The sequence below is a fragment of the Pseudomonas sp. B21-051 genome (assembly GCF_024748795.1).
Lineage (GTDB): Bacteria > Pseudomonadota > Gammaproteobacteria > Pseudomonadales > Pseudomonadaceae > Aquipseudomonas > Aquipseudomonas putida_A.
The window spans coordinates 3,111,468-3,126,260 of sequence record NZ_CP087166.1 but is presented as its reverse complement, the minus strand read 5'-3'; the positions used below and the strand labels follow the sequence as shown (position 1 = coordinate 3,126,260).

General features: G+C 60.9%; 12 protein-coding genes. 4 read left to right on the top strand and 8 right to left on the bottom strand.

From position 1 onward, the window contains the following. Positions 1-230: 230 nt before the first annotated feature. From LOY52_RS13905 to LOY52_RS13895, 3 genes are all read right to left on the bottom strand, one after another. Complete coding sequence (locus LOY52_RS13905) at positions 231-1,244, bottom strand: aldo/keto reductase (protein ID WP_258674399.1); 1,014 nt, start codon at positions 1,242-1,244, stop codon at positions 231-233. 68 nt (positions 1,245-1,312) lie between these two features. Next, positions 1,313-2,212 (bottom strand): LysR family transcriptional regulator, encoded by a 900-nt coding sequence (locus LOY52_RS13900; RefSeq protein ID WP_258674396.1) that lies wholly within the window; start codon positions 2,210-2,212, stop codon positions 1,313-1,315. Positions 2,213-2,392: 180 nt separating this feature from the next. Beyond that, positions 2,393-3,703, bottom strand: a complete 1,311-nt coding sequence (locus LOY52_RS13895; RefSeq protein WP_103368989.1) for an MFS transporter — start codon at positions 3,701-3,703, stop codon at positions 2,393-2,395. A gap of 172 nt (positions 3,704-3,875) precedes the next feature. Here LOY52_RS13895 and LOY52_RS13890 point away from each other — a divergent pair, with 172 nt between their 5' ends. The 3 genes from LOY52_RS13890 to LOY52_RS13880 all read left to right on the top strand — a co-directional run bounded on the left by LOY52_RS13890 (position 3,876) and on the right by LOY52_RS13880 (position 8,180). Further along, on the top strand, positions 3,876-4,994 hold the full coding sequence (locus LOY52_RS13890; RefSeq protein ID WP_258674392.1) for a sugar diacid recognition domain-containing protein: 1,119 nt from the start codon (positions 3,876-3,878) through the stop codon (positions 4,992-4,994). A 129-nt stretch (positions 4,995-5,123) separates the two neighbouring features. Then, positions 5,124-6,263: a glycerate kinase gene (locus LOY52_RS13885; protein WP_258674390.1), complete on the top strand. Its 1,140-nt coding sequence runs from the start codon at positions 5,124-5,126 to the stop codon at positions 6,261-6,263. Between the two features lie 291 nt (positions 6,264-6,554). Next, entirely contained in the window at positions 6,555-8,180 is a 1,626-nt protein-coding gene (locus LOY52_RS13880; protein ID WP_258674389.1) for a methyl-accepting chemotaxis protein, read from the top strand. A gap of 68 nt (positions 8,181-8,248) precedes the next feature. Here LOY52_RS13880 and LOY52_RS13875 read toward each other — a convergent pair whose 3' ends face one another. Further along, positions 8,249-8,980, bottom strand: coding sequence for a hypothetical protein (locus LOY52_RS13875; RefSeq protein WP_258674387.1), 732 nt, complete (start codon positions 8,978-8,980; stop codon positions 8,249-8,251). A 232-nt stretch (positions 8,981-9,212) separates the two neighbouring features. Here LOY52_RS13875 and LOY52_RS13870 point away from each other — a divergent pair, with 232 nt between their 5' ends. Next, positions 9,213-10,400, top strand: coding sequence for a pyridoxal phosphate-dependent aminotransferase (locus LOY52_RS13870; RefSeq protein ID WP_258674386.1), 1,188 nt, complete (start codon positions 9,213-9,215; stop codon positions 10,398-10,400). 146 nt (positions 10,401-10,546) lie between these two features. Here the strand turns inward: LOY52_RS13870 and LOY52_RS13865 are convergent, their stop codons facing one another. The 4 genes from LOY52_RS13865 to LOY52_RS13850 are packed head-to-tail and all read right to left on the bottom strand — an operon-like array spanning position 10,547 to position 14,719. Beyond that, positions 10,547-11,524, bottom strand: coding sequence for a D-glycerate dehydrogenase (locus tag LOY52_RS13865; RefSeq protein WP_258674385.1), 978 nt, complete (start codon positions 11,522-11,524; stop codon positions 10,547-10,549). Between the two features lie 15 nt (positions 11,525-11,539). Continuing rightward, a complete protein-coding gene (locus LOY52_RS13860; RefSeq protein ID WP_258674384.1) occupies positions 11,540-12,838 on the bottom strand; it encodes an MFS transporter in 1,299 nt (432 codons plus the stop codon). Between the two features lie 56 nt (positions 12,839-12,894). Continuing rightward, positions 12,895-13,944, bottom strand: coding sequence for a sugar kinase (locus tag LOY52_RS13855; RefSeq protein WP_258674382.1), 1,050 nt, complete (start codon positions 13,942-13,944; stop codon positions 12,895-12,897). Beyond that, the gene (locus LOY52_RS13850) at positions 13,937-14,719 is read right to left on the bottom strand and encodes a sugar phosphate isomerase/epimerase (protein ID WP_258674381.1); all 783 of its coding nucleotides are present in this window, start codon (positions 14,717-14,719) and stop codon (positions 13,937-13,939) included. The genes LOY52_RS13855 and LOY52_RS13850 overlap by 8 nt, the downstream gene beginning before the upstream one ends. Positions 14,720-14,793: the final 74 nt, after the last annotated feature.

The following is a 14,793-nucleotide window of genomic DNA, read 5'->3' as shown; positions in this document are numbered from 1 at the left end:
GCGCGCAGGATACGTGGTTTTTGTGCTGAATATTGGCCGAGTGATCAATATTTCCCACATCCTGAAGATAAGCACAAAACCTGTGGGAGCGAGCCTGCTCGCGAAAGCGGTGTGCCAGACAACGCAGATGTTGAATGTGCCGGCCTCTTCGCGAGCAGGCTCGCTCCCACAATGGATTTGTGTTGCCCTCGTAATCTGCTGACGCCGCTGATGCCCGGCTTGTGAGGCTTTCAGGCCTGACGCGGTTTACGACCCGACACAAAATGGCTCACATCGTTGAACCCCGGTGTCGATGCATGCCCCGGTGTCACCAGCGAGTCGATAAACGCCTCATCCTCCGCCGTGATCTGCACCGCCTGCGCCTTGGTGTAAGCATCCCACTGCTGTTCGGTACGCGGCCCGACAATCGCCGAGGTCACCGCGCTGTTGTTCAACACCCAGGCAATCGCGAATTCGACAATACCGACGCCACGGCCCTGGGTGTACTGCTGAATCTGTTGGGCGATGCGCAGCGATTCCACGCGCCATTCGGTTTCCAGAATGCGTTTGTCCTGACGCCCGGCGCGGCTGTTGGCGTCGGGAGTGGCGTCGGGTGCGTACTTGCCACTAAGCACGCCGCGAGCCAGCGGACTGTAGGGCACCACGCCGAGGCCATAGGTTTGCGCGGCGCTGATCTGCTCGGTCTCGGCCTGACGGTTGACGATGTTGTACAGCGGCTGACTGATCACCGGGCGGTCGATACCGAGCTTGTCAGCGATGCGAATCACTTCGGCGATGCGCCAGCCGCGATAGTTCGACAGGCCCCAGTAGCGAATCTTGCCCTGGCGAATCAGATCGCCAATCGCCGACACCGTCACTTCCAGCGGGGTATTGTGGTCTTCGCGGTGCAGGTAATAGATGTCGAGATAGTCGGTGCCAAGACGCGTCAGGCTGGCCTCCAGACCATTGAAGATGTGCTTGCGGCTCAAGCCGCTGCGGTTCGGCACGCCATCCGCCGGGCCGAAACCGACCTTGGTCGCCAACACCCATTCGTGTCGATGGCTGGCGATCGCCTCGCCGACGATTTCTTCCGAGCGGCCGTTGGTGTAGACGTCGGCAGTGTCGATGAAATTGATGCCCTGATCCCAGGCCTTGTCGATGATGCGCAGCGAGTCCTCGGCGCTGGTCTGCTCGCCAAACATCATCGTGCCGAGGGTGAGGGTGGACACCTGCAACCCCGAATGCCCCAGTGTGCGATAGCTCATGCCGAAATCCTTTTATCGGTGGGAAAACTCCAATCAAATACCAGAAGCGTCCGACGCCGCAAAGTGAATTATCGACTGAGCGCTGCGCAACGCGCCTGCAAAAACGCCTGCAACACTCGAACGCGTTCCGACACCTGCACCCGATGCGGGCACAGCAGATTGAACGGCACGCTCTCACCTTGCCAGTCATCGAACAGCGTCAACAGGCGTCCGCCGCGCACGTCTTCGGCGACGTCCAGCCAGGCTTTGTAGGCAATGCCATGCCCGGCCAGTGCCCAGCGTCGTGCGACTTCGCCGTCATCGCTGAAGTAGTCGCCGTGGACTTCAGTTTCCAGCGTTTCGTCCTCGCGACTGAAACGCCAGGAGTTGTAGGGCCGACCATTGCGCAGGTAGAGCAGGGCGCTGTGTTCGCGCAGTTCGCCGGGATGTTGCGGTGTTCCGTGGCGATCCAGATAGTCCGGACTGGCGCAGGCAACACGGCGATGTTCGGGCAGAATCGGTATCGCCACCAATGTCGAATCGCTGGGCACGCCAAAGCGCAGTGCGACGTCCACGGTTTCGCGGAACAGATCGGCGTGGCGATCGTTGAGCAGCAGTTGCAGCTGAATATTCGGGTGTTCGCGTTTGAAATCGTCCAGCCACGGCAACAACACGTTGCGCCCGAAGTCCGAAGGCGCCGCCAGTTGCAGCACACCGCTGAGGCCTTCGCCGTGTTGCCTGAGCGCTTGTTCACCTTCGGCCAGTGCGCCGAGGGCAATGCGTACGCTGTCGAGATAACGCCGACCTTCTTCGGTCAGGCGCATGCTGCGGGTGGAGCGCGCAAGCAGGCGGATACCGAGTCGGGTTTCCAGGCGCTTCAAGGCGATGCTTGCGGCGGCAGACGTCAGTTCAAGCGTGCGGGCAGCGGAAGAAATACTGCCGGAGTCGGCCACGCGGACGAAGATCTCCAGATCGAGAATCGAGCTCATTGGTAAAAATCCTTTAAAGATCTGTGCGTTTTTGCGGGATTTCTCCGTGATTGGCAAGCATCGGCGCATCAATCAATGAGCAAAAAAAGATCGCAGCCTGCGGCAGCTCCTACAGGGAAACGCGTATTTGCGTGTAGGAGCTGCCGTAGGCTGCGATCTTTTGATCTTGATGCGTGATGATTAAGCCCGCAGAGTCCGCGTCATGCGCAACGCCAGCAAGCTGCCGCCGACAATCACCCCTGCCAGCAAATACAACGCCGCGTCGGTCGAACCGGTGCTGTCCTTGACCCAACCCACCAGGTACGGGCTGAGGAAACCGGCCATCTGCCCCATCGAGTTGATCAACGCCAGACCACCGGCCGCCGCGCCCGCACTCAACAGCGCGGTCGGCACCGGCCAGAACATCGGCAGGCCGGTCAGGGCGCCCATGGTCGCAAGGGTCAGGCCGAGAATGGCGATGGCCGGGTTGGCGGCGAAGTTCACCGCAATCAGCAGACCGAGCGCGCCCATCAGCATCGGCACCACCAAGTGCCAGCGCCGTTCTTTGCGCAAGTCCGCCGAGCGCCCGACCAGCAACATGAACACCGCCGCCAGCAGATACGGAATCGCACTCAACCAACCGATCACCAGGTTGTCGCTGAAGCCAAGGTTCTTGATGATCGACGGCAGCCAGAAGTTGATCGCGTACACGCCGCTCTGGATGCAGAAGTAGATCAGGCCAAAGGCCCAGATCGCCGGGTTCTTGAACACTGCGAGCAGCGAGTCGGAAGTGGTTTTCGGTTTGTTCGCCAGGTCTTCGGCCTGATCCGCCTCAAGCACCGCGCGCTCATGCGGGCTCAGCCACTTGGCATTGGCGAAGCTGTCGCTGAGCAGGAAATAGGCGAGGGCGCCGAGGATCACGGTCGGGATGCCTTGCAGCAGGAACATCCACTGCCAGCCGGCCAGTCCACCTTGCCCGGCGGCGAAGTGATTGAGGATCCAGCCGGAGAAGGGGCTGCCAAGCAGGCCCGAGACCGGGATCGCCGACATGAACAGCGCCATGATCCGTCCACGGCGGAACGTCGGAAACCATTGCGAAAGATACAGCACCACGCCCGGGAAGAACCCGGCTTCGGCCGCACCGGTGAACAGGCGCAGGGTGTAGAACTGGGTCGGGGTGGTGACAAACAACAGACAGGTCGACAGCGTGCCCCAGGTGATCATCATCAGCGCGATCCAGCGGCGCGGGCCGAATCGGGTCAGGGCCAGATTGCTCGGTACGCCGCACAGCACATAGCCGATGAAGAAGATCCCGGCACCGAGGCCGTACACGGTTTCGCTGAACTTCAGCGCGTCGAGCATCTGCAGTTTGGCGAATCCAACGTTGACCCGGTCGAGGTAGTTGAACAGGTAGCAGATGAAGATGAAGGGAATCAAACGCAGGGTAATGCGCTTGTAGACGGCGTTTTTACCGTCGTCGATGGTCTGGGTAGCTGCGGCGCTCTGCGACATAGCGGCTCTCTCTTTATTATGATTTTTTGCGATGCACAGGTTAACGTTGATCGCCCCGAGAGTCTCGGCCACCTGTGGCCGGATTGTCTTTGTGCCTGAGCACAGGGTTTGCCGCCAGACCCTGTGCGGGTGAACAACCGTCCGCCGCCGCTGCTTAAGGATTTTGCCGATCATGTTCGAACTCGATCACGACCTCGCTCAGGATATCGTCGACCGGGCCATGGCCATTTTGCCCTACAACGTCAACGTCATGGACAGTCAGGGCCTGATCCTCGGCAGTGGCGAGCCGGAGCGCATCAACACTCGTCATGAAGGCGCGCAACTGGTGCTGGCCAACGGGCGGGTGGTGGAGATCGACGCGCAAACCGCCGTGCATTTGAAGGGCGTGCAGCCGGGGATCAACCTGCCGCTGATGCTCGATCAGTGGTTGATCGGCGTACTTGGCATCACCGGCGAACCGGAGCAACTGCGCACCTACGCTGAACTGGTGCGCATGACCGCCGAAATGCTCGTCGGTCAGCGCAACCAGCAGGCCGAGCAGCAATGGCGGCGCCAGCGTTGCGATGACCTGCTGGCGTTGCTGTTGAGCGAAGCCGGCGACTCGCCGCGCCTGGTCGATGAGGCGCAGCAACTGGGACTCAAACCGCAATTGAGCCGGGTGCCGTATCTGTTCGAACTGGGTCTGGAACATGGGCCGGGGCAAACCGTCGAGGCGTTGAGTGCGTGGCTGACTTCGCGCTATCCGGATAGCTGGTGCGTGAGTTCGGCCAAGTCGTCGCTGCTGTGGTGCCGACCCGCAAGTCAGACGGTTGAGCATGATCGTTTGCTGGAAAAACTTGATGGCCTCGGCTGGAACATTCTGCGCATCGCTGTGGGTGGGCAGGCGGATGGGCTGGCCGGGTTACGCCGCTGTTATCGGCGGGTTGGCGATCTGCTCGCCTATGGCCGGGATGTGCTGCCGAATTCGCGCTTGCTGACGCTCAATCGCTATCGCCTGCCGGTGATGCTCTGGCGCCATCGCAACGATGATGCGCTGGATGAATTGCTCAAACCGCTGCGCAAAGTCATCGCCAAGGACGGCAATGGCCAGTTGCTCGCGACCCTGCGCAGCTGGTGTGAACACGACGGGCAGAGCCAGGCCTGCGCCGATGCGCTGGGCATTCATCGCAACAGTCTGCGTTATCGGATGGAGCGGATTGCCGAGTTGAGCGGGGTTGATCCGCTGAAACTCGACGGGATGCTGGCGCTATATCTCGGGGTGCAGTTGCTTCCTCAGACTGAGCCGGACTGATCGGGTGTTTTCACCGACACAGGCTTTTGTAGAAATGAACAATAAACGCCAACCGCCCTTGTGCAGCGGACAGGCGTCAATGCGCAGGCCGACTGGCAGCATGAGGCGTATTGGAACTGGAGAAATTGCATGAAGATCGTCATCGCCCCCGATTCGTTCAAGGACAGCCTGAGTGCCCAAGGCGTTGCCGAAGCCATTGCGCTGGGGCTGGCGCAAGTCTGGCCGCAAGCAACACTGGTCAAATGCCCGATGGCCGACGGCGGCGAGGGCACGGTGGAATCGATTCTTGCTGCTTGTGAAGGTGAACTGCGCCGTACCCGGGTGCGCGGGCCGCTGGGTGCGCCGGTCGATGCCGCATGGGGCTGGTTGCCACACAATCACACCGCGATTATCGAAATGGCCGAGGCCAGTGGTTTGCAATTAGTGCCTACGGGGCAACGCGATGCCTGCATCACCAGCACTTTCGGCACCGGTGAACTGATTCGCGCCGCGCTGGATGCCGGCGCGCAACGGGTGATTCTGGCAATTGGTGGCAGCGCCACCAACGACGGCGGCGCCGGCGCGATGCAGGCACTTGGGGTGAAATTGCTCGATGCGCAAGGCCAGCCACTGGTGCCGGGCGGCCTGGCGCTGGCGCAACTGGCTCGACTGGACCTGATCGAGCTTGATCCGCGTCTGGTCCAAGTGCGCTTCGACATCGCCGCCGACGTCAACAATCCGCTGTGCGGCCCGCACGGCGCCTCGGCGATTTTCGGCCCGCAAAAGGGCGCTTCACCGGCACAAGTGCAGCAACTGGATCAGGCGCTGGGGCACTTCGCCGAGCTCTGCGCGCAAGCGTTGGGCAAGGACGTTCGCGATGAGCCGGGTAGTGGTGCAGCGGGCGGACTGGGTTTTGCGGCCAAGGCGTTTCTAGGCGCGCAATTTCAGGCAGGTGTTGAGGTCGTGGCGGAACTGGTGGGCCTGGCTGAAGCGGTCAACGGCGCCGACCTGGTGATCACTGGCGAAGGGCGCTTCGACGCGCAGACCTTGCGCGGCAAGACCCCGTTCGGCGTGGCGCGGATTGCCAAGCAGCACGGCGTGCCGGTGATCGTCATCGCCGGCACTTTGGGTGAGGGTTATCAGGAACTCTACGAGCACGGCATCGACGCCGCATTTGCCGTCACCAGCGGCCCGATGACCTTGGAGCAGGCCTGCGCCGAAGCCCCACGCTTGTTGCGCGAACGGGCGACTGACATTGCCCGTGTCTGGCAGATGGCAGCGAAATCCTGAGCAAACCCTGTAGGAGCTGCCGAAGGCTGCGATCTTTTGATTTTGATGTGCAAAAAACAAGATCAAAAGATCGCAGCCTTCGGCAGCTCCTACTGGGGCGGGGACCTGTTGCAGCACTGAAACACCTTGAAAAATATTTGTGCTTTACACGAAATCTTCCTAAAGCCCAGCCGATACAGAGATCAGGCGCACACAGATTCCCTCGAACAGTGACGCCTGACTGGTCCCGCCCCCAAGGGCCAGTGATGACGGCACGGACGCTCGCAGTTACCTCTATCCGAGAGTCCTACCATGTCCTTGCGTAACCTGAATATCGCGCCCCGTGCCTTCCTCGGTTTTGCCTTTATCGCCTTGCTGGTGATTGTCCTTGGCGTGTTCGCCGTCAACCGCATGTCGACCATCCGCCAGGCTTCCATCGACATGGAGACCAACCAACTGCCCAGCGTCACCTACCTTGGCGTGGTGACGGAAAACGTTCTGCGCCTGCGGATTCTGTCGTTCCGGATTCTGGTCAACCGCGACCCGGCAGGTCTGCAAGAAGCGCAAACGCGCATCGGCGTGCTGGTGGACAAGGTTCGCAGCGCTCAGGCCAGTTACGCCGCGTTGCCGGCAGAGGGCGAAGAGCGTGCGTTGTATCAGACGTTCGCGACCACGCTCGACAACTACCTGCAAGCGCAAAACCAGATGATGGAGCTGTCGCGTCAGGACAAGGTCGACGAGATGCGCACCTTGATCAACACGCGGATCAAGGACGGCACCGACCAGATGGGCGAACAGCTCAACAAGCTGATCGCGATCAACGCGGCGGGTGCGAAAGTCGCCTCCACCCAGGCCGGTGAGCATTACGACAGCGCCATTACCGGCATCATCGTTGTTGCCGTGGTCGCCGCGCTCGCCACGGTACTGCTGGCCCTGTTGCTGACTCGCAGCATCGTCACCCCATTGAATCGTGCCGTACAGGCTGCGCAAACCATCGCCGGCGGCAACTTGACCCAGTCCATCGAAGTCGATGGCAAGGACGAAGCCACCCAACTGCTGCAAGCCCTGTCCACGATGCAGATCAACCTGCGCAAAACCATCGAACAGATCGCCGGTTCCGCGACTCAGTTGGGCGCGGCGGCCGAAGAGCTGAGCGCGGTCACCGAAGAAGCCTCCCGTGGCCTGCAACAACAGAACAACGAGATCGAACAGGCCGCCACCGCCGTCAACGAAATGACCGCCGCTGTGGAGGAAGTCGCACGCAACGCGGTATCGACCTCCGAAGCCTCGAACCAGTCGACCCAGGCCGCTCGCGAAGGTCGCGATCAAGTGGTGAAAACCGTCGACGCGATCCAGACCATGACCCATGACGTGCAGAGCACTGCGCAAATGATCGAAGGCCTCGCCGCACAGGGCCGCGACATCGGCAAGGTGCTGGATGTGATCCGCGCCATCGCCGAACAGACCAACCTGCTGGCCCTCAACGCCGCGATCGAAGCGGCGCGTGCCGGTGAGGCCGGACGCGGTTTTGCGGTGGTAGCGGACGAAGTTCGCGCATTGGCGCATCGCACCGCGCAATCGACTCAGGAAATCGAAAAAATGGTCGCTGGCATCCAGAACGGTACCGGCGAAGCGGTTTCGTCGATGCAGCAAAGCAACCAGCGTACCCAAACCACCCTGGAAATGGCCCGCGCTGCCGGCGTCGCGCTGGAACAGATCACCCAGTCGATCCACCAGATCAACGAGCGCAACCTGGTGATCGCCAGCGCCTCGGAAGAACAGGCGCAGGTATCCCGTGAAGTTGATCGCAACCTGGTCAATATTCGCGACTTGGCAACCCAATCGGCCGCCGGGGCCAACCAGACCAGCGCTGCGACCCATGAACTGTCGCGTCTGGCGGTGGATTTGAATGCGATGGTGGCGCGGTTTGTGATTTGAGAAATACGCAGTTGCCTGAAGTGGGCCGAACCAGATGAGTGTTCGGCCCACCTCGAAGAGTCACCGCTTCAAGACAGGACCACGCTGACTTCCTTAAACAAAGATTGTTGCCCAAGGTTTCCTGCACGATCGCGCAGCCTGTAAAACGCGAACATGGTGCCGGAGCCTATCCCACGGATAATCGCGCCACTCAGTTTGATAACGGTAGGTGAAGTTTCGTCATGCACCGTTTTAATGATGACTGGCTTCGCCGCAAGTGAGCCAAAGTGAAATTCGATGCTGTCGCAGGCTCGCTGCTGCATATAGGTGGCAATGGTTACCACAACTTCATCATTGTTAGCGTCGAGATACCGCTGTGTGATCCCCTCACTGTCGATTTCTGGTGGAAATTGCGGAGGCTCTCCCGGAATGCCGGAGTTGGGAGCCGTTAGATCGACCGTAATCGGCGTGCTCGCGGCCTGCTCTATAATCCCGCCAATATCGACGGTGTATGAAACCTCATATACGCCGTCTCGTAACAGGTGTGTCTCAGGAATATGGGCCTCAAATGGGAAAAGCCCCGGGTCGATGGGTGTCGTGAAAAGATAGTCCGCCACCCAGTGTCCGTTTAACAGCAGCGTTAACAGTACGTCCTCGCCCGGAAAAGGAGTTGAATCCGGCCACTGCGGAATTAAAACTTTCAGGGAAGATCCCAATGCACTCAATGGCAACAGGTTAACCTGACTGCCAGGAAAATTGGGTAGCGCATCGGGGATTTCCGGTGCGTCCAATAAGAGGGTTTTTTCATTCAGATTCGTCATCGTTTCAACACTCCGTCGTTTCTATTAGAGGGGGACGCAGTTGTTTCCTCATGTTGATTAAGCGAGCGTTTGTGAAGTGGTTCTACTGTCAACTCTGACAGGTAGTCAGCCGACCGCTGATCGACCACAGTACGAAGTTCTTCTTTAAATTCATCCAAAGGACAAAGCGGCTGGCGCGGTTTGTGATTTGACCTAGGGTGAAGGCTGGAGACCGCGCAATCAGGAGACGTGCATGCGTTATTCAGCCTTGACCCAACGAATCGCCGGGGAGGGAGCCGCAGCCTGGCAGATTCATGACCGAGCGCTGGAGCTGCGCGCCGAGGGTGTCGATATCCTGCTGCTGAGCGTGGGGGATCCGGATTTCGATACGCCGCTGCCGATCATTCATGGCGCCATCGACAGTCTGCTGGCCGGCGATACGCATTATTCCGAAGTGCGTGGCCGCTTGGCGCTGCGCAAATTGATCGCCGCCCGCCACCAGCGGCGCAGCGGTCAGGTGGTGGATGCCGAGCACGTGATCGTGCTGCCCGGCGCGCAATGCGCGGTGTATTCGGTCGCGCAATGCCTGCTGGATCCGGGTGACGAAGTGATCGTCGCCGAGCCGATGTACGTGACGTATGAGGGTGTGTTCGGCGCGTGCGGCGCGACAGTGGTGCCGGTGCCGGTCAGGCCGGAAAACGGCTTTCGCGTTGACCCCGCCGATGTCGCCGCGCGGATCACGCCGAAGACCCGCGCGATGTTGCTCAACAGTCCGAATAATCCTTCCGGCGCGAGCCTGTCTCTGCTGATCTGGCAAGAGCTGGCAGCGCTTTGCGTGCGCCAAGATTTATGGCTGATCAGTGACGAGGTCTACAGCGATCTGCTCTATGAGGGCGAACACATCAGCCCGGCGAGTCTGCCGGGCATGGCCGAACGCACGGCGACCATCAACAGCCTGTCGAAATCCCATGCCATGACCGGCTGGCGCATTGGCTGGTCGATCGGGCCGAAAGCCTTGGCTGAGCATCTGGTGAACCTGTCGTTGAGCATGCTGTTCGGTCTGCCGGATTTCGTGCAGAAAGCCGCGCAGGTGGCCTTGGAAAGTGATCTGCCGGAAGTGACGCAGATGCGCGAGGAATATCGTTTGCGCCGCGACCTGGTGTGCGAGCGCTTGCGCGGTTGTCCGGGATTGCAGCCGATCCGGCCCGATGGCGGGATGTTCGTGATGGTCGATGTGCGCCAGACCGGGTTTGGTGCGCAGGCGTTTGCCGAGCGCTTGCTGGAAGGTTATGGCGTATCGGTGCTGGCAGGTGAAGCGTTCGGGCCGAGTGCGGCGGGGCATATTCGTATCGGGCTGGTGCTGGATCGGGTGCAGCTGGCGGATGCCTGTGCGCGGATTGCGTTGTGTGCGGTGCAGCTGTTGCAGGCGCGTAGTGCCTGACAGTTTTGTGTTGTCGAGGCTGGCCCTTTCGCGAGCAAGCTCGCTCCCACAGTGAATTGGGGGGGGGTACACAAAATTTTATGTGCAACCCGAACCCTGTGGGAGCGAGCTTGCTCGCGAAGACGGACTCTCAGTCGGCGATTGTTTCAGCCCTGCCAAGCCACCGGATTCACCAGATTCACCGGCTTCTCCCCAGCCAAAGCCTGCAACAGATTCTCCACCGCACACCGCGCCATCGCCTCCCGCGTCTCATGCGTCGCCGAACCCATGTGCGGGGTTGCCACCACATTATTCAGCTGCAACAACGGCGAATCATGATTCAGCGGTTCACGCTCGAATACATCCAGCCCCGCTGCGCGAATCCGCTGGTGGCGCAACGCGTCGATCAGTGCCGCTTCATCCACCACTTTGCCGCGCGAGATATTGATGAAGATGCTCTCGGGGCGCATCAGCGCAAACTGCTCGGCGCCGATCAAACCTTCGGTCTGCGCAGTCAGCGGCAGGGTGAGGCAGATGAAATCCGCCTCTTGCAGCAGCGCCTCAAGGCTACGGTACTGCGCGTCAAAACGCGCCTCGACCGCCGGTTTGCGCGACTGACTGTGATAGAGCACCGGCATGCCAAAACCGAAATGCCCGCGCTGCGCCAGCGCTTCGCCGATGCGACCCATGCCGATGATGCCCAGGGTCTTGCCGTGCACATCGGTGCCGAAATGCGTCGAGCCGATGTTGCGATGCCACTGGCCGCTGCGCACCATATTCGCCAGCTCGACCACGCGCCGGGCCGTGGCGAGGATCAGGGCGAAACCGGTGTCGGCGGTGGTTTCGGTGAGCACGTCCGGGGTATTGCTCAGAAGGATCTTGCGCTGAGTCAGGTAGTCGATGTCATAGTTGTCGACACCCACCGAGACGCTGGCAATCGCCTCAAGTTGTGGTGCCAGATCGAGCAGCGCGGCATCGAGTTTCAGGCTGGCGCCGAGCAAACCGTGGGCGCCGGGCAGGGCGTCACGCAGCTTCATCAGGCCGTCGGCGTCGAGGCTTTCGATCAACGTCACTTCACACTGCTGCTGCAGACGCGTCATCAGCGCTGGCGAGAGTTTCTTGTACAGCACGACTTGCTTTTTCATGGGCGAAAAATCCTTTCAGGAATGCGCTGGCACAGAACGCGTGGCAACGGCTTTGGCCACGACGCGGTCACTGGCGCCGGGCTTGAGAAAAATCGTCAGCATCACCGACAGCAGCAACGCGCCGCTCATCAGCAGGTACGACGCACCGGGCGAACCGGTGGAGCTGTTCAGGTAGCCGACCAGATACGAGCCGCCGAATGAACCGAGCGCGCCCATGCTGTTGATCAGCGCCATGGCCCCGCCGGCAACATTGGCCGGCAGGATCTCCGGAACAATGGCGAAGAACGGCCCGTACGGCGCGTACATGCAGGCACCGGCGATCACCAGCAGCGTGTACGACCACCAGAAATGTTCCGCGCCCAAGGCGTAGGAGCCGTAGAACGCAATGGAGGCGATCAGCAGCGGCGGCCAGACGAAGCGTTTGCGCTTTTGCAGTTTGTCCGAGCCCCACGACACCGCGAGCATGCCGATCACCGCCGCCAGATACGGCAGCGCCGACAGCCAGCCGGCCTCGATCATGTCCATTTGCGCGCCGGCCTTGAGGATCGACGGCAGCCACAGCACAAAGCCGTAGACGCCGATGCTCCAGCAGAAAAACTGCAGCGCCAGAATGATCACCTTTGGCGAGCGGAAGGCTTCGGCGTAGTTCTTCACTGCTTTGATCCCGACCTGTTCGGCGGCGAGGGCGCTTTCCAGGTCGTGCTTTTCCTGTTCGCTCAGCCACTTGGCCTGAGCAGGACGATCATCGGCGAGCTTCCACCAGATAAACGCCCAGAGCACCGCCGGCAAACCTTCGATGATGAACATCCAGCGCCAGCTGAAGTGCTGCACCAGATAGCCCGAGACCACCGACATCCACAGCATCGTCACCGGGTTGCCGAGGATCAGAAAGGTGTTGGCCCGCGAGCGTTCGGCGCGAGTGAACCAGTGGCACAGGTAGACCAGCATCGCCGGCATCACCGCGGCTTCGACCACACCGAGCATGAAGCGGATCACGATCAGCCAATAGGCGTTGGACACGACGCCGGTCAGGGTGGCGAGGCCGCCCCAGAAAATCAGGCTGAAGAAAATCAGCTTCTTCACGCTGTGCTTCTGCGCGTAGATCGCCCCCGGCACCTGGAAGAAAAAGTAACCGAGGAAGAACAGCGCGCCGAGCAATGACGACAGGCCCGGGGTGATCATCAGGTCGGCGGCCATGCCGGACGCGGCGGCGAAACCGTAGTTGGCGCGATCCAGATACGCCAGGCTGTAGGTGATGAACACGATCGGCATGATGTACCACCAGCGGCGGGCGGCGAGGGTTGCGGTTTTCATGGTGTTGCTCCTGAGCTTGTTGTTTTTGTCGCAGCAGGTTCAAATTTTTGCGGTGATCAAGCGGGCCTCTTCGCGAGCAGGTCGAATCGTCGCACCGTCGCTCCCACAGGGGAATGCATTCCAAATGTGGGAGCGACGGTGCAACGATTCGACCTGCTCGCGAAGGCGGTTTCGAATTCAGCGGAGAGTTCAGACCGGGTCGGCAGCCCCTCCATGTCCCCGCGACTCTGCACCGCCCGACTGCCAATCCAGTTCGCGCGTTGCACCGCCTCGGCAAAACTCTGATGCTCAAGCAGGGCACTGATCATGCCGACGGCAAATCCGTCGCCCGCACCCACGGTGTCGACCACTTTGGCCACCGGCACCCCGGCGACAAAACCCTGATCCAGTTGCGTGCGGTAATAGGCACCTTGCGGCCCGAGCTTGATCGCTACGGCTTCGGCACCCTGATCGAGATAAAACGCGGCGATGTCCGCCGGGTCTTCGAACCCGGTCAGCAGCCGTCCTTCACTCAAACCCGGCAGCACCCAGTGGGCGAGGGCGGCGAGGCGATTGATCTCGCGGATCATCTCTTGCTCGGTGGCCCACAGGCTCGGGCGCAAATTGGGGTCGAACGACACGCTGCGCCCGGCATGACGCATGCGTGTCATCAGCTCGAACGACATTTCCCGGGCGCTCGCTGACAGCGCCGGTGGAATCCCGGTGGCGTGCAGGTGGCGGGCGCTTAACAGGCTGTCAGTGATCGACAGCGATGACAGATGACTGGCCGCCGAGCCACGGCGGAAATACTCGACCTGCGGATCGCTGCCATCGTCGGTACGCGACTTGAACTGGAAACCGGTAGGGTGCTGGTGATCGACCGCGACATGGCTGCAATCCAGACCCTCCTTGATCAAGGTTTCGACTACAAAACGTCCGAGGGAATCGGCGCCGACCCGGCTCAGCCACGCCACATTGAAGCCCAGGCGCGACAGACCGATCGCCACATTGCTGTCGGCGCCGGCAATGCGCCGGTGGAAGTGTTGGACTTCGGCCAGATCACCGGTCTGCTCGGCGACCAGCATCGCCATGGTTTCGCCGAACGACAGAATATCGAGATCAGACATGGGCAGGCTCCAGGCGCGATTGGCCGAGGCGGGCGAGGGCGGCGACGTGCTCGGTGGTCAACGCCACCAGGTCATCGCCCTGCAACGGATATTCGGCGGCGCGCATAACGCCTTGGGCCATGTGCCGCAGCAGTTGTTCCCACAAATGCAGGTCGCTGACGGCCGGTGGCACGGCGACCAGTTTGCCGTCGGCGCGGCGGGCCACTGCTTTGCAGTGCACGTAGCCGACGTGGCGTCCGAGCAGACGTGCGGCGTTAGCGGCGGACTGGTCCTGCCACTGCCAGTTGCCGATGTCGAAGGTCATCTTGATCGGCAAGTGATGCTGCTCGACCGCCGCGAAAAAACGCTGGAACGGCTCGATGCGCCCGCCATGCAAGGTCTGATCGTTTTCCACCAGCAGCTGCACCGGGCTGTTGGCCAGCAGTTGTTTCAGCACTTGCAGATCACAATTGTCGGTGAAGTAACCGAGCGAGACTTTCAGCCATTTTGAGCCAAACGCCTCTGCATGTTGCAGGGCGCTGATCAGCTCGGGATTGGGCCGTGCCTGGCCGGCGAGCCACAGTTCGCTCGGCGAGGAATAGATGCTTTGCAGGCCCTGCGCCTGCGTGGCGGCGTTCAGTTGAGTCGGCACTTCGCGGGTCAGCAACTCTTCGCGCCATTCGATGCGATCAGCGCCGGCAGCGGCCAGCACGTCGATGAAGAAGTCCTGACCGCGTTGGCGCACGAGCTCGGCGCCGTAGCTGGACAGGCTGATGGAAACGGCAGGTTTATTCATTGTTATCGACCTCTGAAACCGGTTTCATTTTTGTTCAAAAAAAATCAGGTGGTTCTGTGATGGCCTTACGGGCC

Excerpts from the sequence above, each read along its gene's own strand:
- LOY52_RS13905 (WP_258674399.1), bottom strand. The coding sequence starts at position 1,244 with ATGAGCTATCGCACACTGGGGCATTCGGGGTTGCAGGTGTCCACCCTC.
- LOY52_RS13900 (WP_258674396.1), bottom strand. The coding sequence starts at position 2,212 with ATGAGCTCGATTCTCGATCTGGAGATCTTCGTCCGCGTGGCCGACTCC.
- LOY52_RS13895 (WP_103368989.1), bottom strand. The coding sequence starts at position 3,703 with ATGTCGCAGAGCGCCGCAGCTACCCAGACCATCGACGACGGTAAAAAC.
- LOY52_RS13890 (WP_258674392.1), top strand. The coding sequence starts at position 3,876 with ATGTTCGAACTCGATCACGACCTCGCTCAGGATATCGTCGACCGGGCC.
- LOY52_RS13885 (WP_258674390.1), top strand. The coding sequence starts at position 5,124 with ATGAAGATCGTCATCGCCCCCGATTCGTTCAAGGACAGCCTGAGTGCC.
- LOY52_RS13880 (WP_258674389.1), top strand. The coding sequence starts at position 6,555 with ATGTCCTTGCGTAACCTGAATATCGCGCCCCGTGCCTTCCTCGGTTTT.
- LOY52_RS13875 (WP_258674387.1), bottom strand. The coding sequence starts at position 8,980 with ATGACGAATCTGAATGAAAAAACCCTCTTATTGGACGCACCGGAAATC.
- LOY52_RS13870 (WP_258674386.1), top strand. The coding sequence starts at position 9,213 with ATGCGTTATTCAGCCTTGACCCAACGAATCGCCGGGGAGGGAGCCGCA.
- LOY52_RS13865 (WP_258674385.1), bottom strand. The coding sequence starts at position 11,524 with ATGAAAAAGCAAGTCGTGCTGTACAAGAAACTCTCGCCAGCGCTGATG.
- LOY52_RS13860 (WP_258674384.1), bottom strand. The coding sequence starts at position 12,838 with ATGAAAACCGCAACCCTCGCCGCCCGCCGCTGGTGGTACATCATGCCG.
- LOY52_RS13855 (WP_258674382.1), bottom strand. The coding sequence starts at position 13,944 with ATGTCTGATCTCGATATTCTGTCGTTCGGCGAAACCATGGCGATGCTG.
- LOY52_RS13850 (WP_258674381.1), bottom strand. The coding sequence starts at position 14,719 with ATGAATAAACCTGCCGTTTCCATCAGCCTGTCCAGCTACGGCGCCGAG.